Raw genomic sequence first — 23806 nt, 5'->3', positions numbered from 1 at the left:
GACCAGCGGATCAGTACGTCGGCAGGCTGGTGTCCACGTCGCGTGCCCAGCCGAGCACACCGCCACCCACGTGCACGGCGTCCTTGAAACCGGCCTTGTGCAGGGCGGCGAGCGCCTCCGCGGACCGGGCCCCGGACTTGCAGTGCAGGACGATCGGCTTGTCCTGCGGCAGCGACGCGAGCGCCGCGCCGGACAGGATCTCGTCCTTCGGGATGAGCGTGGACCCCTCGATGCGCACGATCTCGTACTCGTGCGGCTCGCGGACGTCGATCAGCGCGAAGTCGTCGCCCCGGTCGAACTTCTCCTTGAGCTCACGCGGCGTGATCGTGGAGTTGGCCGCCGCCTGCTGGGCGTCGTCGGACACGACACCGCAGAACGCCTCGTAGTCGATGAGGCCCTCGACGGGCTTCGACTCCGGGTCCTTGCGGATGCGGATGGTCCGGTACGACATCTCCAGCGCGTCGTACACCATCAGCCGTCCGAGCAGCGGTTCACCGATTCCGGTGATCAGCTTGATCGCCTCGGTGACCATGACCGAGCCGATCGACGCGCACAGCACGCCCAGGACGCCACCTTCCGCGCACGACGGCACCATGCCGGGCGGCGGCGGCTCGGGGTAGAGGTCGCGGTAGTTCAGGCCCTGGCCGTTCGGCGCGTCCTCCCAGAACACGCTGACCTGGCCCTCGAAGCGGAAGATCGAGCCCCAGACGTACGGCTTGCCGAGCAGCACGGCCGCGTCGTTGACCAGGTAGCGGGTCGCGAAGTTGTCCGTGCCGTCCAGGATCAGGTCGTACGGCCGGAAGATGTCGAGCGCGTTGTCGCTGGTCAGCTGCTCCTGGTGGAGGATGACGTCGACGAACGGGTTGATCTCGGCGATCGACTCCTTGGCCGAGACGGCCTTGGGCTTCCCGACGTCCGAGACGCCGTGGATGACCTGGCGCTGCAGGTTCGACTCGTCCACCACGTCGAAGTCGATCACGCCCAGCGTGCCGACACCGGCCGCGGCCAGGTACAGCAGCGCGGGGCTGCCGAGCCCGCCCGCGCCGACGACCAGGACCTTCGCGTTCTTCAGCCGTTTCTGCCCGTCGACCCCGACGTCCGGGATGATCAGGTGGCGGCTGTAGCGGGCGACCTCGTCCTTGGTCAGCTCGGCGGCCGGTTCCACCAGCGGCGGCAAACCGCTTGCCATGGGTTCCTCCTCGACGCGTGACTGGATGACTCCAAGTCTCCCCACAGTCAACGCGATCGTCCCACCCGCTCTTCCTGGGCTCCCACATCGCGGGAACACTCAGCTCGGGGGCTGGCCCTGCGGGTTGGGCCACTGGTTGGCGCGGCACGTCTTCCCGTCGGCCTGGACCGGGTCCGAGTTGCCGACCTGCTGGTTCAGCCGGGCGACGAAGTCGTTGTTCGTGCCGAAGGTCTGCTGCATCATCACCGGCGCGAGGTCGCCCTCCTTGGCGCAGCCGACGTGGCCGTTGCCGAAGGCGTGCCCGATCTCGTGGTTGATGGCGTACTCGCGGTACGAGCCGATGTCGCCGCTGAACGCGAGCGCGCCGCGCACCCAGCGCGCGAGGTTGATCATCACGCGCTTCTCGCTGCGCCGCCAGCACGACGACTCGTACTTGATCGAGTAGCCGCAGTAGTCCGGCCGGTGCACCGTGTTCGGGGTGCTCAGGCTGATCCGGATGTCCGGTTCGGTGGTGCCGTCCACGCGCTGCACGGACACCTGGCCGGTCGACGTCCAGCCGCGCGGGTCGGCGAGCGTGGTGTCGACGAGCTTGCCGAACGAGTCGATGCCGCCGTACGGGGCGAGGTCGATGCCTTCCTCGATCTCGATCGTGTACGTGAACAGCTCGCCGCCGGTGCCCACCCGCTTGGTGGTGCCCGGCAGGACGGTCCACTTGCCCGCGCCGCTCTGCGGGTAGGACGCGCCGGGCGGCAGGTCCGCGGTCGGGATCTTCAGGTCCTGCGGTTTCGCCGGCTTCTCGCTGACGCCGGGACCGGACGGCTGCACGTCACCGGTGTTCTGCTGGTCCGAGGTCTGGGCCGGGGTGCCGCCCGCTGCCTGGGCGTCCTTGCCGTCGTCGCCCGCGGTCTGGATCACCACCAGCGCGGTGATCGCCACCAGCACGGGCACGGCGTACACCCGCCAGCCGTACGTCGCGAACAGGCCGCGCTTCCTGGGCGGCTTCTTCCGCGGCGGCGCGCTGGGTCGCCACGACGCCGCGAGAGGCTCCGCAGACGTGCGGCGCTCACCTGCGCGGTACCGGTCGGGGACCCGCTTCGTCACGGCCCCAGGGTGCCACACGGCGGATCTCCGGCCGATTCGCACGGCGCGTCCGGGTGACGTGCCACACGCGTCACCAGTTGCCCGCCTCCACCTGCTCCCACATGCCGAGCACCGCGCGGGCGACCGTGCCCGGCCGTTCCATCTGCGCGACGTGCCCGGTCCTCGGCAGCACCAGCAGCCGCCCCCTGGGGATGAGCCGGGCCGTGCGCGGGGCCTTGCGCGCGGTCACCATCTTGTCGTCGGCGCCCCACACGACCAGCGTCGGCGCCTTGATGCGGGGCGCGAGCGTCCACATCGACCGCGACCTGGGCACCAGCCACGACCGGAACAGCCCGATCGTGCTGCGGGCCAGCGCCGGGTTGGCCCACACCATCCGCGCCCGCTCCGCGAACTCGGCCGCCGCCTCGTCCTTGCGGGACTGCGGCACCCGGCCGGCGTCCGCGAACACCAGGTTCAGCAGCTGCAGCACCCGCTGCTCCACGGGCACCGCCGCGAGCCTGCGCCGCACGGGCGCGCCGATCAGCGGCAGGTAGGCGAGCGCGAGCCGGGGGTCGGACATCCTGGACACCGACGGCCGCAGGTCGGGCACCGCGGGCGACACCAGCGTGAGCGTGCGGACCAGGTCGGGGTGGTCGGCGGCGACGTTCATCGAGATCGCGCCGCCCATCGAGTTGCCGAACAGGTGGACCGGGCCGACGTCGAGGCCGCGGACGAACCGGGCGACCGCGTCGGCGTGCGCGGGGATCGAGTAGTCGAAGTCCCTCGGCGGTTCCGTCCTGCCGAACCCGGGCAGGTCGACCGCGATGCCGGGCACCCGCGTGGACAACTGGGCGGCGAGGTCGGTCCAGTTCGTGGCCGAGCCGCCGAGTCCGTGCACGTAGACCGCGGTCGGGGCGTCGGACGGGCCCTCGGTGACGCGGACGTGCATGCGGACGCCGCCCGCCGTCCGGTCCTCGCCGGGCCACGGCGGGATCGACATGTCGACGGCGGGCAGGACCGCGTCGGACAGCGGGACGAACGTGACCGGTGGGCGCGGTTCGGTGCTGGTGCTCACCCATCCAGTGTCCATGACTCTCCCGGACTCGCATTACCGACGAGTAAGGTCGGGGCCACGAGTCGGCAACCCCGGCTCGCGATGGACGTGGAGGGGCGCATGTCGGAGACGATTCAGCACGGTGTGGCCGGCCAGGCGAACCGGGCCGCGCGGTTGCCGCGCACCGCCCGGCGCGCCCAGTTGCTGGCCGCCGCACAGGACGTCTTCGCGGCGAACGGCTACCACGCCGCGGCCATGGACGAGATCGCCGAGCGGGCGGGCGTGTCCAAGCCGGTGCTCTACCAGCACTTCCCCGGGAAGCTGGAGCTGTACCTCGCGCTGCTCGAGATCCACGTGGACGAGCTGATCATGCGGGTGACCGACGCGATGGAGTCGACCACCGACAACAAGGTCCGGGTGCGCAACGCGGTGAGCGCCTACTTCGACTTCGTCGACGGCGAGAGCCAGGCGTACCGGCTGGTCTTCGAGTCCGACCTGCGCGGCGAGCCGGTCGTGCAGGCCGCGATCGACCGCGGCACGGACGCGTGCGTGCAGGCCATCACCAGGACCATCACCGCCGACGCCGGTCTCGACGAGGAACGGGCGCGGCTGCTCGCCGTCGGGCTCGTCGGCATCAGCCAGGTGGCGGCGCGCTCGTGGCTCGCCGACGGCCGGACCATGGACAAGGACGAGGCCGTCGGCCTGATCAGCACCCTCGCCTGGAAGGGCATCGGCGGCGGGTACCCGCTGCAACCACACTAGTGTCCCGAGCCGGGGATTCGGCGCGCTTCTCGACGGCCCAGCTTCCCGCTGGCTGCGTTGCCGGAAGGCCCAAGTACAACCCGGTACGAGGACCTTCCGGCGCCTTGCCAGCGGAAACCTGGATCCGCCGATAAGCACACCAATCCCCGGCTCGGGACACTGAGGAGTAGATTCGGCCAAATGCCAGAAGCAACCGGCAGCTCCACTGGTGACGCGAGACGGGACCGGTGGCGCTCCCACCGGGCGGCACGGCGGGCGGAGTTCGTCGAGGCGGCGATGCGCGCGCTCGCCGAACACGGCCCGGACGTGGGCATGGACCACATCGCGGCCGAGGCGGGCGTCACGAAACCCGTCCTGTACCGGCACTTCGCCGACAAGGCCGACCTGTTCGTCGCACTGGGGCACCGCGGCACCGAGATCCTCTTCGACCGGCTCATCCCGGCGCTGAACAACGAGGAAGCACCGGTCCCGCGCATCCGCAGGAGCCTCGACGCGTTCTTCTCCACCGTCGAGGAGCACCCGCACCTGTACCGGCTGCTGGTCCGCCGCTCGCTCGCGAACCGGCCGGTCGAGCAGGACATCGTGGCCGAGGACAAGGAGCTGATCGCGCAGGCCCTGTCCGCGCTGCTCGGCGACTACCTGAGGGCGATGAACCTCGACTCCGGCGCGGCGGAACCGTGGGCGCACGGCATCGTCGGCATGGTCCAGAACGTCAGCGAGTGGTGGCTGGAGCGGCGCACCATGAGCCGCGACGCGGTCGTCGAGTACCTGACGCAGATCATCTGGGCGGCGATCGACGGCTTCACGCGCGCCAACGGCGTCACGCTCGACCCGAACAAGCCGCTCGAGCTGAACAAGGTCGTCAAGCTGTCCGAGGCGCACCCGGACGTGGGCTGAGCACGCGAAAGGGGCAGGACCGACGTGGCCCTGCCCCTTGTCGAAGCGCACTCAGGTGGTGACGAACCCGACCTTCCGGGCGTCCGCCTTGCCGATCTCGACGTAGGCGACGCGAGCGGACGGCACCAGGTAGCGGCGCCCCTTGTCGTCGATGAGCGCCAAGGTCCCCGAGGAGTCCTTCAACGCGTCGGTCACCAGCGACTCCACCTCTTCCGGAGTCTGCGAGCTGTTGATGAGCAGCTCCCGCGCGGTGTCCGCGACTCCGATCTTGACCTCCACGCTGAACCTCCAAAAGCGTTGTAACGACTGGTTCAGGCTAGCCGAGACCGAGCGCGGTCATCCGCTTGCCGTGCTGCTGTTGCAACCGCCGGAACAGCGCGGCGATTCCGGCGAGGTCGCCGGTCCCGGTGACGATGAGCTCGGCGAGTCCGTCCCGCTCAGCGACCACGTACTGGGCCTGCGTGAGCGCCTCGCCCAGCAGGCGGCGCCCCCACAGCGTGAGCCGGTCGCGGACCGTGCGGTCGCGTTCGATGGCCGCCTTCACTTCGCGCTCGGCGAACGCGGAGTGACCTGTGTCACCCAGGACCTCCATCACCAGCGCGGAGGTCTCCCCGTCGAGCCACGACGCGATCTCGCGGTACAGGTCGGCGGCGAGCCCGTCGCCGACGTACGCCTTGACCAGTGACTCCAGCCACGACCGCGGCGCGGTGGACGCGTGCCAGGTGTCGAAGTGCCCGATGAACGGCCGCATCGCCTCCTGCACGTCGACGTCGTGCTCGGCGAGGTACCGCTCGATCCGCTGGTAGTGGCCCATTTCGGCGGCGGCCATGGCCGACAGCGCGGCACGCCCGGCGATCGACGGCGCGGTCCTGGCGTCCTCCGCGAGCCGGTCGAAAGCGGACAGCTCGCCGTACGCGAGCACTCCGAGCAGGTCAACAACACCGGGATCGATGGCCCCCGCAGCGGCACCGTCGCGCGACTCACTCACGGGGCAGAGCCTATCCGCCGTCCCTCGCAGGTAGACTGACACCGACGCGGCCTTGTCAAATGAGCTGCGTACAGAGGGTGTGCGCGCCTCGCCGGCCCTCCCGCGCCTCGCAAGAAGGCGTGGTCGAGCGGCCCGTCCAGGGCGGAGCGCGCTGGACAAGGGAGAAATCACATCACTGAACAGAACACACAGGACCTGGACCCGGTCACGCTGGAACACAGCGAGGCAGGGGTCCCCGACACCGACACGTCGCATCCGCTGAAGGCCGATGCGCCCGTCCGCCCCGACTCCCCCACGTTCGCCGAGTTCGGCGTGAAGGCGGAGATCGTCAAGGCCCTTTCCGAGGCCGGCATCGAGCGGACCTTCGCGATCCAGGAGCTCACGCTGCCGCTGGCGCTCGCCGGCGAGGACGTCATCGGCCAGGCCCGCACCGGCACCGGCAAGACGCTGGGCTTCGGCGTGCCGCTGCTGAACCGGATCACCACGCCGGGCGACGGCACGCCGCAGGTGCTGATCGTGGTGCCGACCCGTGAGCTGTGCCTGCAGGTCACGCACGACCTGACCGACGCGGGCAAGCACCTCGGCATCCGGGTGGAGGCCATCTACGGCGGCCGCCCGTACGAGCCGCAGATCGCGGCGCTGCGCAAGGGCGTGGACGTCGTCGTCGGCACGCCGGGCCGCCTGCTGGACCTCGCCGAGCAGCGCCACCTGGTGCTGGGCAAGGTCCGCGCGCTGGTGCTCGACGAGGCCGACCGGATGCTCGACCTGGGCTTCCTGCCGGACATCGAGCGGATCCTGCGCATGGTGCCGGACGAGCGGCAGACGATGCTGTTCTCCGCGACCATGCCGGGCCCGATCATCACGCTGGCCCGCACGTTCCTGCGGCAGCCGACGCACATCCGCGCGGAGGAGAACGACGCGGGCGCGATCCACGAGCGCACCCGCCAGTTCGTCTACCGGGCGCACTCGCTCGACAAGATCGAGGTCGTCGCGCGGGCGCTGCAGGCGGAGGGCCGCGGCCTGACGATGATCTTCAGCCGCACCAAGCGGACCGCGCAGAAGGTCGCCGACGACCTCGCCGAGCGCGGTTTCGCGGTCGCCGCGGTGCACGGTGACCTCGGTCAGGGCGCTCGTGAGCAGGCGCTGCGCGCGTTCCGCTCCGGCAAGGTCGACGTGCTCATCTCGACCGACGTCGCGGCGCGGGGCATCGACATCGACGACGTCACGCACGTCATCAACTTCCAGTGCCCCGAGGACGACGGCACCTACGTGCACCGCATCGGCCGCACCGGCCGCGCGGGCCGCGAAGGCGTGGCGATCACGCTCGTCGACTGGGACGAGGAGCCGCGCTGGAAGCTGATCAGCGACACGCTGGGGCTGGGCATGCCGGAGCCGGTCGAGACGTACTCGACCTCCGAGCACCTCTTCTCCGACCTGGGCATCCCCGAGGGTTCGACCGGTCGGCTGCCGCTGGCCAAGCGGACCCGCGCCGGCCTGTCGGCCGAGCCGGAGGAGGACCTGGGCGGTCAGAAGAAGGGCCGCAACCGGCGGCGGTCGCGGCGCTCGACGGGCGCGTCCGACGCGCCCCGCACGGCCGAGGCGGGCGAGAGCGGCGGCGAGCCGCGGCAGCGCCGTCGTCGCCGTCGCGGCAGCGGCGGTGGCGGCGCCGAGGGTGAGCAGCCCGCGGAGACGCAGGAGGCCACGTCCGCGCCGCGCTCGGAACGCCCGGCCCGCACGCGGCGGCGCCGCAGCCGGGGCGGGGTGCCCGTGAGCGAGACGCCGAACACCGGCGAAACAGGCGGTTCGGCAGACTAAGCCACCATGATTGGCGACGAGGACGTGCTCGAGGGGACGGACGAGCCCGTCGAGCGTTGGGAACGCACCAGGTTCCACCGCAAGCGCGACGTCCTCGTCGCCGCGGTCATCGGCGTGGCGGCGCTGGTCGGCGGGCTGCTGTTGTGGCAGTCCAGCGACATCCGCGCCACCACGTCCGAGACCGCCGACAGCCCCATGTCGTCGCCCCCTCGGCCGACAACCTTCCCGCCGTCGCTCGCCGAGGTGTGGCGGGCGAAGTCACCCGCGACACCGGAGCCGGTCACGGTCGGCCCGGCCGTGGTGACCGGTAACGGCGGCGAGGTCGCGGGCCACGACCCGATGACCGGCGAGGTCCGCTGGCGCTACTCGCGGGACCTGCCGCTGTGCACGGTGTCGTCGGCGTGGCAGCTGGCGCTGGCCGTGTACGCGAAGACCGGCAACCTGCTGCCCGACGACGACCCGCGCAAGGCGGGTGGCTGCAGCGAGGTGACCGCGCTGTGGCCGGAGACCGGTCAGCGCGGCCGCCCCGCCCGCCCCGACGAGCAGCGCGACCACCCGTACCTGGGCACCCGCAACTCCGACGCCGAGCTGGGCACCCGGCTGCTGTCGGACGGCACGTACGTCACCACCACGGGGTCGAGCCTGCTGACGACGTGGCGGTCGGACCTCGTGCAGACCATGGAGTACGGCCGGGTCGGCGCCGTCCAGAACCCGGACAAGCAACCGAGGAACGGCTGCGAGTACGGCACCGTCTCGGTGGTCACCGGCAAGATCGCGGTGATCGAGCGCTGCCCGACCGACCCCGGCGACCGGCTGACCGTGTACAAGGCGACCGGCGAGGACGACTCCGAGAAGCCGGTGGTCGTGGCGAGCGTGGTCGTCGGCAGGGGCGCCAAGGTCGTCGCGATGAGCGAGCAGTGCCGTCTGGACGCCGAACACCCGGACGAGGTGCAGCAGTGCACCGCGGTGGCGCTGCCGGACCCCGACCGCCTCGTGGTGCTGAACGAGAAGGGCGAGCAGGTCGCCGACCACCCACTCGAACTGGCGGCGGACGACCTGCGTGGCGACCCGCCCGGCCACACCATGTCGGTCAACCGCGTGACCGGTGCCGTCTACTGGTACACGGGCTCCCGCACGATCGCCCTGTCGATGGACGACCTGCGCCCGCTGTGGACGGTCGAGCACGCGCTGGGCCCCGGCACGGCGTTCGCCGGCAAGATCCTGGTCCCGGTGACCGGCGCCATCGCGGTCCTGAACCCGGCGACCGGCGAACAGGTCGAGACGACCCCGGTCGAACGCGGCACCTACCGCGGCGAGATCACCATGTCCGCCCTGGGCCCGATGGTCTTCGAACAACGCGGCGACACCCTGGTCGCGCTCCGCTGAGTTGTCCACAGCCGCCCAGGTTGTCCACAGTTCCGCGCGAGCCCCTGGAATTGTCGGTGGGTACCGGTAGACTGGCATGGCGGGTGGCCCCCGGGATCGGGTGGGGGTTACCATCGCGCGCGCGAGCGGCGGGAGCCAACCCCGGGATGCCGCCCCCCCCGGCATGAGGACGCCGACCCGGCATGCCAGGCGCACAGCGCCCGAACCCCGCGAAGCGGGGCCGAAGCCCCATCACCCCGTGAGGGGTGCCTGCCATCCCGTCGACCTGGCGAAGCCCGATCACACCGGGTCAAGGGGGCCCGAAACCCAACCCAACCCCGCACCCAAGCCGCCGGGCCCCCTTGACGCGGTGTGATAGCCCGGCGGGAGGTCGACGGGATGGCAGGCACCCACGGACACCAGTCCTTGCCAACCCAGCCCCGTGCCCGACCCGCCGCCATCCCGGAGACCAGCCCGTCCGGCGAGGACCCCCCGGAGGGAAACCCACCACACGGCCACAAACCCTGCCGGGAACAGACGGCAGCCGCGCGTTTTGGCAGTGTGAGCGAAGTCCAGGTTCGGCTCCACGCGTCCGCGAGGGGTGTTGAGGCACACTCGACACGTGAACATTCCGTCGCAGTTGAGCCCGCACGGGGCGGATCGGGTGGATCTGCAGGGTCGGTACGGCCGCCTCGCCGCCTTGCGCAGGCGTGCGGTCGACGCGACGGATCCCAAGCCGACCGCCCTCCTGCTCCCCGGCTACACCGGGTCCAAAGAGGACTTCGCGCCGCTGCTCGACCCCATCGCCGCCGCGGGGTTCGAGGCCGTCGCCATCGACCTGCCCGGGCAGAACGAGTCCGCCGGGCCCGACGACGAGGACGCCTACCTGCCCGCCGCGCTCGGTGGCGTCATCGCCGAGCTGATCGGCAAGCTCGCCGCCGAGGGTGGTCCCGTCGTGCTCCTCGGTCACTCGTTCGGTGGGCTGGTCGCGCGCGCGGCCGTGCTGGCGGGCGCGCCCGTCGCCGGCCTGACGCTCATGGCCAGCGGCCCGTCCGAGCTGCCGGAGGGGCTGCGCCGCCAGACGCTGGACGTCGGCGAGCCCGCCATGCGCACGCACGGCATCGAGGCCGCCTACAAGATGCGGGAACAGCTCGACGCCATGTCCCCGCCCCAGCCCGGCCACACCCCGGCGCTGAAGGCGTTCCTGCGCGACCGGTTCCTGCGGTCCCGCCCCGCGGCCCTGCTCGGCAAGGCCCGCGCGTTGCGCACCGAGCCCGACCTCGTCAGCTCGCTGGCCCGCGTGCTCCACACGTCCGGCACGCCGTGCCTGGTGTGCTGTGGCGAGTTCGACGACGCGTGGCCGGTGTCGACGCAACGCGACATGGCCGACCGGCTCGACGCGGACTTCGCGGTGATCCCGGCGGCCCGCCACTCGCCGAACACGGAGAACCCGGAGGAGCTGCTGGCCACGCTGCTGCCGACCTGGCGTTCCTGGCTTTCCGCGTAGGACTGTCGATCCGCGCCACCGCCGTTCGTGTAGGGGACGAAAACCGATCCCCGAGGAGGACACGATGGCGGAGCTGGTTGTGTTCGAGCACGTGACGCTCGACGGTGTGATGCAAGCGCCGGGCAGGCCGGACGAGGACACCCGTGACGGGTTCACGGCGGGCGGCTGGGCCGCGCCGTACATGGACGCCGTCGCGATGGAGCAGGCCGGGAAGAGCATGGCCACCTCGGCCGCGATGCTGTTCGGCAGGCGCACCTACCAGGACTTCTACGGCTACTGGCCGAAGCAGACCGACGGCAACCCCTTCACCGCGGCGCTGAACGCGGCACCCAAGTACGTGGTGTCGAGGACGCTCACCGACCTGCCGTGGCAGAACTCGACGCTGCTGCCGTCCCTCGACGGGCTGCCCGCGCTGAAGGCACGGCTGACCGGCGACCTCGTGGTGCTGGGCAGCGGTGAGCTGGTCGCGTCACTGGGCGACCACGTCGACCGCTACGTCCTGTCGATCCACCCGCTCGCGCTCGGCCACGGCCGCAGGCTGCGGCTCCCGGCCGGCGCGTTCGAGCTGGCGGAGTCGGTCACCACCGGCACCGGCGTGTTCATCGGGACGTACGTTCGCACCACTTCTTGAGCGACGCCGCCTCGGTGTCGACGGCCTGCCGGACGAGCTTGCCCGCGAGCAGGCTCGCCAGCGGCGCCAGCGGCCCGGCCATGCGGAACGTGAGCAGCACGGTGGTGCGCCCGTGCTCCTCGGTCACCACGTGGTCGGCGGACATGCGCAACCCGCGGCCCGAGCTGGTCCAGGTGAACGAACGGCCCTCGGTCAGCTCGGTGACCGTCCACGTCCGCTCTGGCTGCTTGGGCTGGCGGACGGTGGCGCTGGCGCCGCTGCGCAGGTCGTCGCCGTCGAGGCGGATCTCCGTCATGGTCGGCGTCCACTCCGGCCACTTCTCGACGTCCTTGACGGTGCGCCAGACGAGGTCGGCGGGCGCGTCGACGGTGGTGGTCACCTCGTGTCTCATGGCCTGACTGTACCATTTGGTACATGTCGCGAGCGGACCTTCTCGACCGCGTGATCACCCACCTCGCGGACGCCGGTGTCGGCGACCGCAGCCTGCGCCGGATCGCGGCGGGCGCCGGGACGAGCCACCGCATGCTGATCTACCACTTCGGCACGCGGGACGCGCTGCTCGTCGAGGTCGTGCGCGCGGTGGAGGAGCGGACGCGGGCGGCACTCGCGTCGTTGCGGGCGCGGTCGCCGCGGGAGCAGGTGCTCGAGTTCTGGCAGCGGTTGAGCGACCCGGCGCTGGCCCCGTACGAGCGGTTGTTCTTCGAGCTGTACGGGGCGGCGCTGGCCGGTCAGGAGTCGTTCGCGCCGGTGCTGGACGGGATCGTCACGTCGTGGCTGGCGGACGAGTCGCGGTTCGCGGGCCTGTCTCTGCCGCGGGCGCGGATGGCGCTGGCGTTCACGAGGGGCGCGCTGCTGGACCTGCTGGCGACCGGCGACCGCGACGGCGTGGACGCGTCAGTGCGTGAGTTCGTCGACCTGGTGTGGCCGGACTAGGCCCACCAGAACAACCACAGCGCGGCCCCGGACACGGCGACCACACCCAGCACGGACGCGGCCGCGGCCCACCCCGTGAGCCGGTCGGCGAACCGCTGGACGAACACCGCGAGCACGGCGGCGGCGATGTGCCCGAAGACGGTCAGGGCACCGGGGCCCGGCATGTCGCGGATGAACGCGAGCACCTGGAACACGACGACGACCACGGCGAGCACGGACATGCCCACCGCGAGCGCGCCGGACAGCTCACGCCACGGCCCGCCGCGGTGCCGGGGCGCCGATGAGAACCGTGGTGCCACGGGCAGCTCCGCCGTGGTCGCGTTCGAGTAGTCCACAGGACCTCCACACGTCCGGGCGACTCTAACTCACGGCGTCAACATCGCCCAGGGTTCCGCCGCGGGGCCCGCCGCCTGCCCTTCCGGGCAGCTGCGCCGGAAGTCGCACCATGAGCACTGGCGGCCGACCCTTGCGGGGAACAAGACGTCCGGATCACCGCCCGCGTTGAGCGTATCCGTGGCGAGGTGGAACTCCTCGGCGGCCTCCTCGGCCCGGGTGCGGTGCCGGGTGAGCGACTCCTCGGTGTGTTCCCAGGCCGCGACCGTGCCGGTGGGCAGGTGGTGCAGTTCCACGCGGGTGCACGGTTTGCGCAGGGTGCGCCGCGCGGCGAGCACGTACAGGGCGAGCGCCTGCGACCCGCGCGCGTCGTCGGTGGTCAGCGCCGACCGCCCGGTCTTGTAGTCGACGATGACCACCTCGCCGTCCCGCTCGTCGATCCGGTCGACCCGCCCCTCGGCGACGATCGTGCCGACGGGCGCGGACACCCAGCGCTCCAGCCCGATCGGCTCGATCGAGACGTCGATCTCCGCCACGTAGTCGGCGACCCAGCCGGCCGCGCGGGTGCGGTACTCGGCGGCCTGGGCCGGCCCGGCGAACCCCTCGTCGCTCCAGTGCTGCCCGACGAGCGCGGCGGCGGCCTCGGGCGTCCGCTTGGCGACGGGCAGGTCGAAGAAGGCGCGCAACGCGTTGTGCACCACGGCACCCAGCGTGCTGTGGGCCCACGCGCCACCGCGCGGCGGCGTGGGCCGGTCGAGGTAGGCCATGCGGAAGCGGCGCGGGCAGTCCACCCAGGTCGCGAGCCGGGACGGGGTGACCTTGATGAGCTTGCGCGGCATGGCGTCGAACCCGAGTTGCACGGGTGTCACGGTAGAGGACCCCACCGACAGAAATGTCCGGGGAGCGATCCCCGGACCTCCGGCGGAACTACGCGCCGCTCACAAAGCCCTGCACGGCGTCGGCGACGAGCTGCACCGCGATGGCGGCGAGGAGCAGACCGGCGATCTTCGCGAGCAGCGTGATCCCGCTGTCCTTGAAGACCCGGATCAACAGCCCGGAGAACCGCAGGCACAGGAAGAGGATCAGGTGCACGGCGACGATGGCCAGCGCCAACGCGATGTAGGACCCGGCCTGCCCGTCCGCGTGCCGCACGAACACGATCGTCGCGGCGATGGCACCGGGCCCGGCGAGCAGGGGCGTGCCGAGCGGCACGAGCGCGACGTTGACGTCGTCGACTTCCTGCGGCTGCGTGGTGTCCCGGCCGGTGAGCAGGTCGAGCGCGATCAGCAGGAGGAGCAGCCCGCCCGCGCCCTGGATGGCGGGGATGCCGATGCCGAGGTAGGAGAGGATCGCCTCGCCGCCGACGGCGAAGAGGCTGATCACGCCGAGCGAGACGAGCACCGCCTGCCGCGCGGCCCGCGCACGCGCGGCCCGCGCCTTCCTGCCGACGAGGCTGAGGAAAACGGGCACGGTGCCGGGCGGGTCCATGATCACGACAAGGGTGATCGTCGCCTCGGCGAACAGACGGGCATCGAACAGCACCGTGTCAGCCTGCCATGCCACAGAGGACACTCGCCCACCGTGCCCGGTCGGCATTGACCCAGGTCACGCCTCCGGCCAGAGCCGCGAGAGCGGCGGCAGCCACGCCGCGCCCACCCTGCCGAAGGCGCCGCTCGGGCGTGTGGCGGCTTGGCCTCCGGCCCCCGGTGCCATTCTTCCAGCGGGGACCGACATTCCCGGGCGCCCGCGACGCGGGGCTGTGGACAACCTGCGCCGGGTCACGGTGGTGAAGGGGTCCTTCCTCGCGCCGAAGGCAGGACCACCCGGCGGCAAGGGCGGCGAAGCCGCCCGGCACCGCAGCACCCTTGACTCGTGCGCCACCCGCGCAATCCGCCGCCGCCACCGAACGCCACGGCATCCGCGGCCGGCAGCACCCGCAAACGCTCCCGAACCCCAGCAGCCCAGCCAAGGCCACCAAGATCAACCCCGGCCTCCGGCCCCCGAACTCCAGCGTACCGGCGACCACCGACAAGATCAGCCGCCGAGCGCCGGGTTGTCCACAGGTCCGCGGCCTCCGGCCCCCGACATCCAGCTTAGAGCCGACCACCGACAAGACCGGCCACCGAACCGGCCCCCTGTGGACAACTCACCCGCCGACGACGGGCACCCCGGTGGCGCGCCGGGCGATCTCCGCCAGCATCTCCGGCGGGGTGACCTCCTGCCCGATCCGGATCACCTTGTTCGTCCCGTGGTAGTCGCTGGACCCGGTGGTGATCAACCCCAGCTCGTCGGCAAGGGCACGCAAGCGCTTGCGGGCCTCCGGGTCGTGATCAGGGTGGTCGACCTCGACGCCGCCCAGCCCGACCCCGGCCAGCTCCTTGATCACCTCACCGGTCACCGTGGGCCCCCGGTGCGTGGCGAAGGCATGCGCGAGCACGGTCACCCCACCGGCCCGCTCGATCATCTCGATCGACTCGAAGATCGGGGTCCGGGAGCTGGGCAGGTAGTACCGCCCGCGATCGTTGAGGAACCGCGCGAACGCCTCGTCCACCGACGACACGACGCCGGCCTTCATCAACGCCATCGCGAGGTGTGGCCGGCCGGCGGTGGCCGTCTCCGGCACCGACTCGAGCAACGACTCGGCGGAAATGGGGAAACCGTCCGCCGCCATGAGGTCCGCGATGCGGGCGAGCCGCTCCCGGCGCTCGGCGCGGGCCCGCGCGTACTCGCGGACGACGGCCTCCGCCTCCGGGTCGAACAGGTACGCCAGCAGGTGCACGGTGCAGTGCCCACCGCGGCCGTCCGGCGACACGCACGACAGCTCGGCACCCCGGACGAGGCGAAGGCCGGGTGGGAGCGCGGAAACCGCCTCGTCCCACCCGGCCGTCGTGTCGTGGTCCGTGATGGCCAGTGCGGTCAACCCGGCGGCGGCCGCGTTCGCGACGAGCTGAGCCGGGGTGTCGGTGCCGTCGGACGCCGTCGAGTGGGTGTGCAGATCGATCGTCACACCCCTATTGAACGCTCTAGCCGACCATCGGCTTGCGCCTGGCCAGTCGCTGCGCCTTGATCATCGAGAACCGGGCCTTCTGCGCTTCCTTGTCACCGAAGACCAGCTCGGAGATCGCGTCGTACACCTGCTCCGCCTTCGGCAGGTACTCCAGGCGGTTCAGCGCCTGGATCTGACCGGCCGACTCGACGATCATCGTCCCGTAGCCGAGGATGCGGCCCATGAGCGGCCGTTCGTAGGTGAGGTCGGTGACCTTGCCGATCGGCATCATCAGCACCTTGGTGGTGATGATGCCGGTCGTCATCATCATGCGCTTGTCGGTCACCACGATCCGCTCCACCCACCAGGAGATCACCTTGTAGGCGAAGCGGAGCACCACGAACAACGCCGCGTACCACAGGATGTTCTGAACGAGCCACATCGACGGCGGTAGCAGGTAGGACACCATCACCGCGACCGCGAGCAACGCGACCGTCTCGAAGATGTCCCAGGCGAGGCATGCCCAGTGCAGGCGCACCCGGATGACCCGGCGTTCAGAGTCAAGCAGGTACTCGTCTGAATCCCGTGGGGCGAACATGGTTCGACGGTACTCGGATCAGGTCTGGAACACCGAGCGCACGAACGTGATCACCGCTTCGGCGGCATCCTTCAGCGTGTTCAGGATGGTCGTCACAAGTGCTGCCGACTGGACGGGTTGGGTCACGAGGAAGAACACCAACAACGCCGCGCCAGACAGAATCAGGACCTTTTTGGCTTTCACCGGGTGTTACTCCGTGTCCATGGGTGGGTGGGTTGCTGCCTTGCGTTCTTGAAAACCGTTGTACAGCACTGTGCGGCCGAACGGGAGGCTAGTACTGCTCTTGGGGCAAGGGTCGGGTAACTCGCTGTCCAACGGCTACGCTCGGTGGTCATGAACGCCTCCGACGAACCGATGATCCGGTGTGTCGGTGCGGTCGTGCACGACCCGGACGGGCGGTTGCTGCTGGTCCGGCGGGCCAACGACCCCGGCCGAGGGCAGTGGTCGCTACCCGGTGGCCGCGTGGAGCCCGGGGAGAGCGACGCGTCCGCCGTCGCCCGCGAAATCCACGAGGAGACCGGCCTCCAGGTGCGGGCCGGATCCTTGGTCGGGAGCGTATCGCGACCCGCTCCACAGGGCGTCTACGTGATCTTCGATTACGCCGCCGAGGTCGTCGGCGGCGACCTTTCCGCAGGTGACGACGCCTCCGACGTGGCATGGGTGGACCTCGTCACATTCACCGACCTCGACCGGCGCGGCCTGCTGGTCGATCAGCTGGCGGCCACGCTCACCGCCTGGCAGGTGCTGCCCCGCCGGTGACGCCGGTCACACCAGCCAGTGCATCCGCTCGCCGTGCCAGGACGTCTGGGCGAGCGGCGTCGTCCGCTCCTCCCCGTCCGCCCAGCTCGTGCACGCGAGGATCGCCTGGCCGGTGTCCAGATCCGGACGATCGGAGATCAGCCCGACGGAGTACGCCTCCAGGCTCACCCAGTAGGCCGGTCGTGCGGCGGCCAACTCAGTGACCGCAGACCGGAACGCGGTCACCCGTTCGGCCGAGAGCGGTCGCAGTGCGTCGCTGGTCAGTACGACCACCGGGAGTTCGAGCGGGATCCGGCCCGCCGCGTCCGCGAGATCGGCGACCATGTCGCCCGCGACCATCGTCGGCGGCTTCTTCCTGCGTGCCGTCGCCGCGGCCCCCAGCTGCCGCAGCCGGTCCGGCTGGTCCGGCCACACGCAGGCCTCGAGCCACGCGTACTCGTCCTCGTCCTCCAGATCGACCGGATCGGTGTCGAGACCGACCCGCGCCGACACCAGCAGGCGCTTGGGGATCGCCGGGCCCTTCTGCCCCGGCTCGGACTTGAGCGCGCAGTGCAGCCCCAGTGCCGCGCGGCCGGGGCCTGCCACGATCTGGCCTGCCTGCTCCGACTGGTACCGGTACGAGTACAGGTCCATGCCCAGCAGCAGGCCCGCGCACGCGCTCACCTCGAGCAGCCCGACCGGCCCGCCGCCCGCCAGGCGCGCCGCGTACGCGACGGCCGGGTAGAACAGCGCGGCCCTGCCGACCTCGTTGCTGCGCGGCACGCGGCTCGCGACCAGCACCCTGATCCGGTCCGCCCGGTCGAGCACGAACGTCCGGAACATCGGCCACAGGCTCGCGTCCGGCCCGTACGCGCCGCCGAGCGCCGGGTAGTAGTTCGTCAGCTCGTGGAACGGCTCGGCCTGCAGCACCCGCTGGACCGCCGCGAGCAACAGTGCCGGATCGGGTGACGTCGCGTCCGTGAGCAGACCCGCGACGTCGTCGTCATCGGCGATGTGTGCGGCCAGATGGCTGTAGAGCGGCGAAACTTCCGCCGCTTCGTCGGCGAACCGCCGCAACCGATCCTGTACAGCCTCCAGCGCGGCGCTCATGCCCCCTAGTTTGCCGCAGGCTCCGGCCGGCCGGGCTGTTCGCCTCCCCGGGCCTCGCCGTAGGAGCGCTTCGGGACCATCACCTTGCGCCGGAAGACGCACACGACGGTGCCGTCCTGCTTGTAGCCGCGGGTCTCCACGTACACCACGCCGCGGTCGTCCTTCGACTTCGACGGCGTCTTGTCGAGCACCTCGGTCTCGCCGTAGATGGTGTCGCCGTGGAAGGTCGGCTTGACGTGCCGGAGGGACTCGATCTCCAGGTTCGCTATGGCCTTGCCGGAGACGTCGGGCACGGACATGCCGAGCAGCAGCGAGTAGATGTAGTTGCCGACCACCACGTTCTTGCCGAAGTCGGTGGTGTTCTCGGCGTAGTTCGCGTCCATGTGGAGCGGGTGGTGGTTCATCGTGAGCAGGCAGAACAGGTGGTCGTCGTACTCGGTCACGGTCTTGCCGGGCCAGTGCTTGTAGACAGCGCCGACCTCGAACTCCTCGTAGTACCGACCGAACTGCACGGCGAACCTCCTTGTCATGACCGGACGCAGGCAGTCTGACAGGTGGAGTACCCTCGACAACTGGTGTGTGAGTGAGCCCGCACCGCTTCGACCCGAGGAGGTGAGGACGCGTGAGCGACCCGCATAACCATTCCGGCGTGCCGAGTGCCAGTAGCACCCGCGTCCTCGCTGGAAGGGTCACCCGCTAAGGCAGCAGGTTCCCCGCTGGATCCGGCCGGACGCTCCGGCGCCTTTCGAAGGCGCGTGCCGTCCTGTCTGCCAGCTGGAGGTCACCATGCCCGCCATTCCCTCGCTCGGGAACCTGAGGGGCCGGAACAACCGGCGCCCCCAGCACCCCGCACCCGCGAACGAGCAGGCGCACGTCGTCGACTGCGGTGTGTACGTCGACGGTGAGCGCCTCCCCGGCACGTGGTCGCCGGTCGACGCGATCACCGAGGTCCGCCGCAGGCGCGAGGGCTTCGTGTGGATCGGGCTGTACGAGCCGGGCCAGGAGGAGCTGCAGGGCATCGCCGAGGTGTTCGGGCTGCACGAGCTGGCCGTGGAGGACGCGGTCACCGCGCACCAGCGGCCCAAGCTGGACCGGTACGAAGAGACGCTGTTCATGGTGCTCAAGACGGTCCGGTACATCGAGCACGAGTCGCCGACCACCGCGAACGAGATCGTCGAGACCGGCGAGATCATGGCGTTCCTCGGCAAGCAGTTCATCGTGACCGTGCGGCACGGCAAGCACTCCGGTCTGCAGCAGCTGCGCGAGGAGCTGGAGGGCGCGCCGGAGCGGCTGAAGATCGGCCCGGCCGCGGTGCTGCACGCCATCGCCGACCGGATCGTCGACTCCTACCTCGCGGTCAGCGAGGCGTTCGAGAACGACATCGACGTCATCGAGGCCACGGTGTTCGCGCCCCGCAGCCCGATCGGCGCCGAGCAGATGTACCTGATGAAGCGGGAGATCCTCGAGCTGCGGCGCGCGGTCATGCCGCTGGCGGTGCCGCTGCGCAGGCTCGCCGAGGGCTACACGCCGCTGGTGCCCGAGCAGGTCAGGTCCTACTTCCGCGACGTCGACGACCACCTCACCACCGTGTCCGACCGGGTGGCGAGCTTCGACGAGCTGCTGACCACGCTGGTCGACGCGACCCTCGCGAAGATCTCGCTGCAGCAGAACACGGACATGCGCAAGATCACCGCGTGGGCGGCGATCATCGCGGTGCCGACCATGGGCGTCGGCGTGTACGGCATGAACTTCGACTACATGCCCGAGCTGCACTGGCGGTTCGGCTACCCGCTCGTCATGTGCGTGATCGTGGTGGCCTGTTTCGTGCTCTACCGCATCTTCAGGAAGAACCGATGGCTGTAGCTGGGTCGCACCCAGCTGTCCAGCCCACCCGTCCATGTGTGCCGAGGGAGGTTCCCCGTGTCGAAGCTGCTCACCAACCCGCGTTTCTGGATGGTCACGTTCGTGCTGACGTGGCTCGTCGTGGTCACCGTGCTGATCGCCATGGGCCCCGACGTCGCCCCGGACACCGCAGGCGCGCGCTGACCCAGCGGCCCTGAAACCCCGCGAGTCACGCTCTCACGCATACCGAGTTGCCGGTTTCGTGCACACCAAGATCTGCACGAAACCGGCAACTCGGTGTGTTCGAGAGCGTGACTCGCGGGGTTCGGGGCTCAGTCCTCGTCGGCGCCGATGACCGGGGTGCTGGTTTTCGCCGGCTTGCCGAAGATGTCCTGGGGGTTGCCGACCACGCGGTGGCGGGACTTGTGGTCGCCGTCGCCGCCCATGCCCTGGCCGCCGCCCATCGGCATCATCGGCATCATGGGCATGCCCATGCCGGTGCGGCCGGCGCCCTTCGGGGCCGCGGCCGCCGCCGCGGCGGCCGCCGGGGCGTCGCTCTTCGGGATCTGTTCGCCCGCCACCGTGTTGCCCGCGCCGAGCGGGTTCGGCGTCGAGCCGCCACCGCCCACGCCGCCACCGCCGCCGCCGATACCGCCACCACCACCGCCGGCGCCCGCGCCTGCCTTGTCCGTGCCGGTGTCCGGGAGCTCGCCCGGCGGTGGCACGGTCGGCGACTTCGGCGGGGCAGGCATCGACCAGTTGTCCTCGGGGAAGGTGTGCGCCATCGCGACGCCCTGGAAGGCATCCGACCCGTCGACGCCCTCGCAGAGCTGCACGAAACCCTCGAGCACCTGCCGCACCGCCTCGAAGAGCTCCTTCGTCGGCCTGCGCATCAGGTCCAGGTACTCGCGGGTCCGGTCGTCGCCCTGCACCGGCAGCGCCATGGCCTCCGACGCGGTCTCGGCCGTCTCCGCCATCACCGTCGCGAGCTGCACGACGATCTCGCGGATGCCGTCGGCGGTCTTGTCGAGCACGTCGGCCATCGCGACCATGGCGTCCGCGAGGTCGTTGCCCGCCAGGCCGACCTTCTGCATGTACGCGATGAACGACTGCGCGGCCTCGCCGTCCCAGGCGGCGTCCAGACCACCCAGCGGCTTGGCCAGCGCCTCCGTCACCTGCTCGGTGCCCTCACCGACGACGCGCCACCGCTCGGCCTCGGCGTGCAGGTCGCTCCACCGGCCGACGACGGGCGCGAAGTACTCCTCGACCGGGTCGGCGATGCCGAGGTGGCGCGCCAGCTTCGACAGGTAGTCCAGTTGCGCGGCGATCTGGTTCTCGACGTCCGTGCCGTCCGGCGCCGCGACGACCTCGTAACTCACCGGTCCTCCCGCCGGATCGTCACGCCGCCCTCGTCGTCGGTGTCGACGTACCCGGCGGTGACCTTCTCCAGGCCGTCGGACGCCGACGACAGCGCCTCGACGGCCCTGGCGAGCTGCTCACGCAGGAGCTGCGCGGCCTTCCCGTACGCCTCGGTGGTCTTGACGGTCCGCCCCAGCTGCCCGAACGACTCCTCGCCGAGCGGCTCGATCGCCATCGTCTTCACGCCCTCGGCGAGCGCGTCCGCGCTGTTGCCCGCGAGCTGCGCGTACCCACCGACCCACGTCGCGTCGAACTTGATCCCCGTCACAAGTCCACCCTTCGTCAGGGCTCCGACGATAGGTGACCCGGCGTGGTTCCCACGGGTGCTTGTGCAACGAGGTCCACGCCGGGCGGGAGGACTTTGCGAAGGGAATCAGCCGCCGCCCTGTGCCTCCGCCGTCTTGGACGGGTACTGCCCCGGCCCGAACGGTGTCGAGTCGTAGCTCTGTTCCACGTCCTTGACGCTCAGCGACGCGCCGTCCGGCAGCAACTGGATGATGTTGCGTGGCGCGGGCAGCTGGTTGTCGAGGCCGAGACCGGCGGCCGTCCTCGGGTCGGGCACGCCGTACTTCACGCCGCGGTCGGAGATCAGCGTGATCTGCCCCCGGGTGAAGTCCGCGGGCGAGGTGGCCTGCCGCACGACCGCGCCGCGGCCGGGCGGCATGTAGAAGTGGTCGATCCGCACGCCGTCCGCGTTGGGGCTGGAGATCGCGACGGTCTCCGGCTTGCCCTCGGAGTTCAGCTTGATGCCGGGCAGCTTCTTGCCGATGTGCACCGCGGTGAACTCCTCGGCGTTCTCGCCCTCACCGGAGTAGCTCCACGCGAGGCAGGCGACGGGGAAGTTCTCCGGGTCGAGCACCTCGGTGTCCCGCTCGGGGAAGGTCGTGTCGTCGATCTCGTCCGGCTGGTCGAGGCCCGCGATCCGGTCCGGGTTCACCGCGGTGATGCGGGCGTTGCCGAGGTTCCGGTAGTAGCGGATGAGGTTCGCGGTGGACCGCTTGACCTCCTCGATGCCGTCCTTGAGCACCACGTACGTCCGGGTCACGTCGCCCGCGCGCTCGACCTCGAACACCGAGCCGACCTTGCGCAGCTCCGGGTCGCCGAGGTCGACGTTGGAGTCGGTGTCGCGGCCCTTGATGCCGGGGCTCGCCAGCCGCGCCTTCTCCGGGATCGCGTTGAGCATGCCGGTGGTGATCACCCGCGGCTCGATCCCGGTCAGCTCGAGCGCCTCCCGCACCCGCGCGTCCTCGAGGTCGACCTCGGCGCGCACGGCGCTGGTGTTCGGCAGGTTCGCGGTGCCCGGGGTGCGGTAGACGAGGTAGGTCTTCCCGTTGGGCGCGCGCACGAGCAGCGACTCGTTCTGCTTGAGCATCGGGCCGAGCTCGTCGACCCCGGCGATCACCGTGGTCTCGACCTTGTTCTCCTTGGCCGGGTCGGGGAGGGTGCGGTCGAGCATGTACTGGTCGCACACCGTCCACCGGGACTCGATGCGCTGGTCCGCGCTCGGCAGCAGGTCCGGCCCGTCGGCGATGCCTGCCTTGCGGCCCTTGGGGATGTCCCGCAGCTCGTTGTCGTCGACCACGGTCGGCGCGACCACCTGCGGCGTCGGACCGCCGCCCTGCTGGCCCGCGCCCGGCGCCGCGGACGACTTCTCCTGCTGCGCCATGAGCAGCAGCCGCGCGGACGCCATGTTGAACACCGGGATCAGCTTCTTGTCCGGCTTGGCGAGCAGCACGTAGACCTGTCCGGACGGCTTGCCGATGACGATGCCGTCCTCGTCAGGCGCCTTCGGCTTCGGCGAGAGGATCCCCCAGATGAGGAAGCCCAGCAGGCCGAGTGCGGCGAGGCACACACCGACCACGGTCGCACGGCTGTGCGTCCGCATCGGGTCGTGCAGCATCACCGCGTCCTTGCGGACCAGCGCCGACTGCATCCTGCGCAGCACGAACCGATACGCCTGAACCTGTGACTTGGTAGTCGGTGTAGATGGCATTTCCGCCTCTGCAGCTCCCCGATCGCGGTACGGTTCCGCAGGATAGCCCTACCGGCGTCGGTTGCACGGCGGTTCCAGACCTTCGGCAGAATCGGGTCCGGCCGGGGCACACAGGTGACGAGGGGAAAGATCGAGCGGATGTCGGTGAGCACTCCTCCACGGCGCGGGAACGGCGGCACGCCTCCTCCGGCCCAGCCGCCGAGACCCGCGGGGTCCGGGGCCCCCGCCGGTCGGCACGGAGGACAGGGTGCCCCCGCGCGTCCGACGGGTCCCGGTGTGCCGCCCGCGCCAGGGCGGCCGACGCCGCCGCCCGGCATGCCCGCACGGCCGAACGGTCCCGGCGTCCCCGCCAGGCCGGCCGGTCCTGGCATGCCCGGCGCCCCGAGCAGGCCCGCGACTCCGCCGCCCGGCGCCACTCCGCCGGCCGGCCCCGCGACACCCCCGCCAGGCATCCCCGGCGGCCCCGCCACTCCACCGCCCGGCGTCCCGGGTCGCCCCGGCGGCTCCGGCCCCGGCGGACCGGGTGGTCCAGGCGGTCCCGGTGGGCCCGGCGGTGGCGGCGGCGG

General features: G+C 71.0%; 27 protein-coding genes. 10 read left to right on the top strand and 17 right to left on the bottom strand.

The window, feature by feature from the left end; all coding sequences use genetic code 11:
* Window positions 1–10: 10 nt before the first annotated feature.
* From moeZ to ACYQ77_RS42160, 3 genes are all read right to left on the bottom strand, one after another.
* Window positions 11–1189, bottom strand: coding sequence for an adenylyltransferase/sulfurtransferase MoeZ (gene moeZ / locus ACYQ77_RS42170; protein ID WP_459722795.1), 1179 nt, complete (start codon window positions 1187–1189; stop codon window positions 11–13).
* Between the two features lie 99 nt (window positions 1190–1288).
* Entirely contained in the window at window positions 1289–2290 is a 1002-nt protein-coding gene (locus ACYQ77_RS42165; protein WP_459722792.1) for a DUF3152 domain-containing protein, read from the bottom strand.
* A gap of 70 nt (window positions 2291–2360) precedes the next feature.
* A complete protein-coding gene (locus ACYQ77_RS42160; RefSeq protein ID WP_459722789.1) occupies window positions 2361–3344 on the bottom strand; it encodes an alpha/beta fold hydrolase in 984 nt (327 codons plus the stop codon).
* Window positions 3345–3443: 99 nt separating this feature from the next.
* On the opposite strand from ACYQ77_RS42160, the gene ACYQ77_RS42155 reads away from it, so the two are divergent.
* Window positions 3444–4085: a TetR/AcrR family transcriptional regulator gene (locus tag ACYQ77_RS42155; protein WP_459722787.1), complete on the top strand. Its 642-nt coding sequence runs from the start codon at window positions 3444–3446 to the stop codon at window positions 4083–4085.
* Window positions 4086–4265: 180 nt separating this feature from the next.
* Window positions 4266–4982: a TetR/AcrR family transcriptional regulator gene (locus ACYQ77_RS42150; protein WP_459722785.1), complete on the top strand. Its 717-nt coding sequence runs from the start codon at window positions 4266–4268 to the stop codon at window positions 4980–4982.
* A gap of 51 nt (window positions 4983–5033) precedes the next feature.
* On the opposite strand, the gene ACYQ77_RS42145 is transcribed toward ACYQ77_RS42150, so the two are convergent.
* On the bottom strand, window positions 5034–5261 hold the full coding sequence (locus ACYQ77_RS42145) for a DUF3107 domain-containing protein (protein WP_459722783.1): 228 nt from the start codon (window positions 5259–5261) through the stop codon (window positions 5034–5036).
* Between the two features lie 37 nt (window positions 5262–5298).
* The gene (locus ACYQ77_RS42140) at window positions 5299–5970 is read right to left on the bottom strand and encodes a ferritin-like fold-containing protein (protein ID WP_459722780.1); all 672 of its coding nucleotides are present in this window, start codon (window positions 5968–5970) and stop codon (window positions 5299–5301) included.
* A gap of 171 nt (window positions 5971–6141) precedes the next feature.
* Here ACYQ77_RS42140 and ACYQ77_RS42135 point away from each other — a divergent pair, with 171 nt between their 5' ends.
* The 4 genes from ACYQ77_RS42135 to ACYQ77_RS42120 all read left to right on the top strand — a co-directional run bounded on the left by ACYQ77_RS42135 (window position 6142) and on the right by ACYQ77_RS42120 (window position 11288).
* A complete protein-coding gene (locus tag ACYQ77_RS42135; protein ID WP_459722916.1) occupies window positions 6142–7785 on the top strand; it encodes a DEAD/DEAH box helicase in 1644 nt (547 codons plus the stop codon).
* Window positions 7786–7791: 6 nt separating this feature from the next.
* A complete protein-coding gene (locus ACYQ77_RS42130; RefSeq protein ID WP_459722778.1) occupies window positions 7792–9171 on the top strand; it encodes an Rv3212 family protein in 1380 nt (459 codons plus the stop codon).
* A 643-nt stretch (window positions 9172–9814) separates the two neighbouring features.
* Window positions 9815–10657, top strand: a complete 843-nt coding sequence (locus ACYQ77_RS42125; protein ID WP_459722776.1) for an alpha/beta fold hydrolase — start codon at window positions 9815–9817, stop codon at window positions 10655–10657.
* A gap of 64 nt (window positions 10658–10721) precedes the next feature.
* Window positions 10722–11288 (top strand): dihydrofolate reductase family protein, encoded by a 567-nt coding sequence (locus tag ACYQ77_RS42120; RefSeq protein WP_459722774.1) that lies wholly within the window; start codon window positions 10722–10724, stop codon window positions 11286–11288.
* Here ACYQ77_RS42120 and ACYQ77_RS42115 read toward each other — a convergent pair.
* On the bottom strand, window positions 11257–11679 hold the full coding sequence (locus ACYQ77_RS42115) for an SRPBCC family protein (protein WP_459722772.1): 423 nt from the start codon (window positions 11677–11679) through the stop codon (window positions 11257–11259). The genes ACYQ77_RS42120 and ACYQ77_RS42115 overlap by 32 nt on opposite strands.
* 23 nt (window positions 11680–11702) lie before the next feature.
* On the opposite strand from ACYQ77_RS42115, the gene ACYQ77_RS42110 reads away from it, so the two are divergent.
* Window positions 11703–12221 carry a TetR/AcrR family transcriptional regulator gene (locus ACYQ77_RS42110; RefSeq protein WP_459722769.1) on the top strand — a complete coding sequence of 173 codons (519 nt, stop codon included), beginning with the start codon at window positions 11703–11705 and terminating at the stop codon, window positions 12219–12221.
* On the opposite strand, the gene ACYQ77_RS42105 is transcribed toward ACYQ77_RS42110, so the two are convergent.
* The 6 genes from ACYQ77_RS42105 to ACYQ77_RS42080 all read right to left on the bottom strand — a co-directional run bounded on the left by ACYQ77_RS42105 (window position 12218) and on the right by ACYQ77_RS42080 (window position 16321).
* On the bottom strand, window positions 12218–12556 hold the full coding sequence (locus ACYQ77_RS42105) for a hypothetical protein (protein WP_459722767.1): 339 nt from the start codon (window positions 12554–12556) through the stop codon (window positions 12218–12220). The genes ACYQ77_RS42110 and ACYQ77_RS42105 overlap by 4 nt on opposite strands.
* 30 nt (window positions 12557–12586) lie before the next feature.
* Entirely contained in the window at window positions 12587–13393 is an 807-nt protein-coding gene (locus tag ACYQ77_RS42100; RefSeq protein ID WP_459722913.1) for a RecB family exonuclease, read from the bottom strand.
* A gap of 88 nt (window positions 13394–13481) precedes the next feature.
* Window positions 13482–14150 carry a MarC family protein gene (locus tag ACYQ77_RS42095; protein ID WP_459722765.1) on the bottom strand — a complete coding sequence of 223 codons (669 nt, stop codon included), beginning with the start codon at window positions 14148–14150 and terminating at the stop codon, window positions 13482–13484.
* Between the two features lie 550 nt (window positions 14151–14700).
* Window positions 14701–15561, bottom strand: coding sequence for a PHP domain-containing protein (locus tag ACYQ77_RS42090; RefSeq protein ID WP_459722763.1), 861 nt, complete (start codon window positions 15559–15561; stop codon window positions 14701–14703).
* Between the two features lie 16 nt (window positions 15562–15577).
* Window positions 15578–16138, bottom strand: coding sequence for a PH domain-containing protein (locus tag ACYQ77_RS42085; RefSeq protein ID WP_396109564.1), 561 nt, complete (start codon window positions 16136–16138; stop codon window positions 15578–15580).
* Window positions 16139–16156: 18 nt separating this feature from the next.
* Window positions 16157–16321: a hypothetical protein gene (locus ACYQ77_RS42080; protein WP_459722761.1), complete on the bottom strand. Its 165-nt coding sequence runs from the start codon at window positions 16319–16321 to the stop codon at window positions 16157–16159.
* 150 nt (window positions 16322–16471) lie between these two features.
* Here ACYQ77_RS42080 and ACYQ77_RS42075 point away from each other — a divergent pair, with 150 nt between their 5' ends.
* Window positions 16472–16897, top strand: a complete 426-nt coding sequence (locus tag ACYQ77_RS42075; RefSeq protein ID WP_459722760.1) for an NUDIX hydrolase — start codon at window positions 16472–16474, stop codon at window positions 16895–16897.
* A gap of 6 nt (window positions 16898–16903) precedes the next feature.
* On the opposite strand, the gene ACYQ77_RS42070 is transcribed toward ACYQ77_RS42075, so the two are convergent.
* Window positions 16904–17986 carry a DUF2332 domain-containing protein gene (locus ACYQ77_RS42070; RefSeq protein WP_459722758.1) on the bottom strand — a complete coding sequence of 361 codons (1083 nt, stop codon included), beginning with the start codon at window positions 17984–17986 and terminating at the stop codon, window positions 16904–16906.
* Between the two features lie 5 nt (window positions 17987–17991).
* Window positions 17992–18516, bottom strand: a complete 525-nt coding sequence (locus ACYQ77_RS42065; protein WP_459722757.1) for a MaoC family dehydratase — start codon at window positions 18514–18516, stop codon at window positions 17992–17994.
* Between the two features lie 256 nt (window positions 18517–18772).
* Here ACYQ77_RS42065 and corA point away from each other — a divergent pair, with 256 nt between their 5' ends.
* Both corA and ACYQ77_RS42055 read left to right on the top strand, forming a co-directional pair.
* Window positions 18773–19849 (top strand): magnesium/cobalt transporter CorA, encoded by a 1077-nt coding sequence (gene corA, locus ACYQ77_RS42060; RefSeq protein WP_459722755.1) that lies wholly within the window; start codon window positions 18773–18775, stop codon window positions 19847–19849.
* Between the two features lie 57 nt (window positions 19850–19906).
* Complete coding sequence (locus ACYQ77_RS42055; protein WP_459722753.1) at window positions 19907–20032, top strand: hypothetical protein; 126 nt, start codon at window positions 19907–19909, stop codon at window positions 20030–20032.
* A gap of 128 nt (window positions 20033–20160) precedes the next feature.
* On the opposite strand, the gene ACYQ77_RS42050 is transcribed toward ACYQ77_RS42055, so the two are convergent.
* The 3 genes from ACYQ77_RS42050 to eccB all read right to left on the bottom strand — a co-directional run bounded on the left by ACYQ77_RS42050 (window position 20161) and on the right by eccB (window position 23240).
* Window positions 20161–21207: a WXG100 family type VII secretion target gene (locus ACYQ77_RS42050; RefSeq protein ID WP_459722750.1), complete on the bottom strand. Its 1047-nt coding sequence runs from the start codon at window positions 21205–21207 to the stop codon at window positions 20161–20163.
* On the bottom strand, window positions 21204–21515 hold the full coding sequence (locus tag ACYQ77_RS42045; RefSeq protein WP_459722748.1) for a hypothetical protein: 312 nt from the start codon (window positions 21513–21515) through the stop codon (window positions 21204–21206). Before ACYQ77_RS42045 ends, ACYQ77_RS42050 begins: the two co-directional genes overlap by 4 nt.
* Window positions 21516–21620: 105 nt before the next feature.
* On the bottom strand, window positions 21621–23240 hold the full coding sequence (gene eccB / locus ACYQ77_RS42040) for a type VII secretion protein EccB (protein WP_459722745.1): 1620 nt from the start codon (window positions 23238–23240) through the stop codon (window positions 21621–21623).
* Between the last annotated feature and the right edge of the window lie 566 nt (window positions 23241–23806).

The sequence above is a fragment of the Actinophytocola sp. KF-1 genome (genome assembly GCF_054661535.1).
The sequence above is the reverse complement of the archived record's forward strand: the minus strand, read 5'-3'. Positions and strand labels throughout refer to the sequence as shown.

Bases quoted from the DNA above. Each gene is read 5' to 3' on its own strand.
- ACYQ77_RS42070 (WP_459722758.1), bottom strand. From the start codon at position 17,986: ATGAGCGCCGCGCTGGAGGCTGTACAGGATCGGTTGCGGCGGTTCGCC.
- ACYQ77_RS42130 (WP_459722778.1), top strand. From the start codon at position 7,792: ATGATTGGCGACGAGGACGTGCTCGAGGGGACGGACGAGCCCGTCGAG.
- eccB (WP_459722745.1), bottom strand. From the start codon at position 23,240: ATGCCATCTACACCGACTACCAAGTCACAGGTTCAGGCGTATCGGTTC.
- corA (WP_459722755.1), top strand. From the start codon at position 18,773: ATGCCCGCCATTCCCTCGCTCGGGAACCTGAGGGGCCGGAACAACCGG.
- ACYQ77_RS42085 (WP_396109564.1), bottom strand. From the start codon at position 16,138: ATGTTCGCCCCACGGGATTCAGACGAGTACCTGCTTGACTCTGAACGC.
- ACYQ77_RS42155 (WP_459722787.1), top strand. From the start codon at position 3,444: ATGTCGGAGACGATTCAGCACGGTGTGGCCGGCCAGGCGAACCGGGCC.
- ACYQ77_RS42115 (WP_459722772.1), bottom strand. From the start codon at position 11,679: ATGAGACACGAGGTGACCACCACCGTCGACGCGCCCGCCGACCTCGTC.
- ACYQ77_RS42065 (WP_459722757.1), bottom strand. From the start codon at position 18,516: ATGACAAGGAGGTTCGCCGTGCAGTTCGGTCGGTACTACGAGGAGTTC.
- moeZ (WP_459722795.1), bottom strand. From the start codon at position 1,189: ATGGCAAGCGGTTTGCCGCCGCTGGTGGAACCGGCCGCCGAGCTGACC.
- ACYQ77_RS42120 (WP_459722774.1), top strand. From the start codon at position 10,722: ATGGCGGAGCTGGTTGTGTTCGAGCACGTGACGCTCGACGGTGTGATG.
- ACYQ77_RS42100 (WP_459722913.1), bottom strand. From the start codon at position 13,393: ATGCCGCGCAAGCTCATCAAGGTCACCCCGTCCCGGCTCGCGACCTGG.
- ACYQ77_RS42095 (WP_459722765.1), bottom strand. From the start codon at position 14,150: ATGCCGACCGGGCACGGTGGGCGAGTGTCCTCTGTGGCATGGCAGGCT.
- ACYQ77_RS42110 (WP_459722769.1), top strand. From the start codon at position 11,703: ATGTCGCGAGCGGACCTTCTCGACCGCGTGATCACCCACCTCGCGGAC.
- ACYQ77_RS42150 (WP_459722785.1), top strand. From the start codon at position 4,266: ATGCCAGAAGCAACCGGCAGCTCCACTGGTGACGCGAGACGGGACCGG.
- ACYQ77_RS42075 (WP_459722760.1), top strand. From the start codon at position 16,472: ATGAACGCCTCCGACGAACCGATGATCCGGTGTGTCGGTGCGGTCGTG.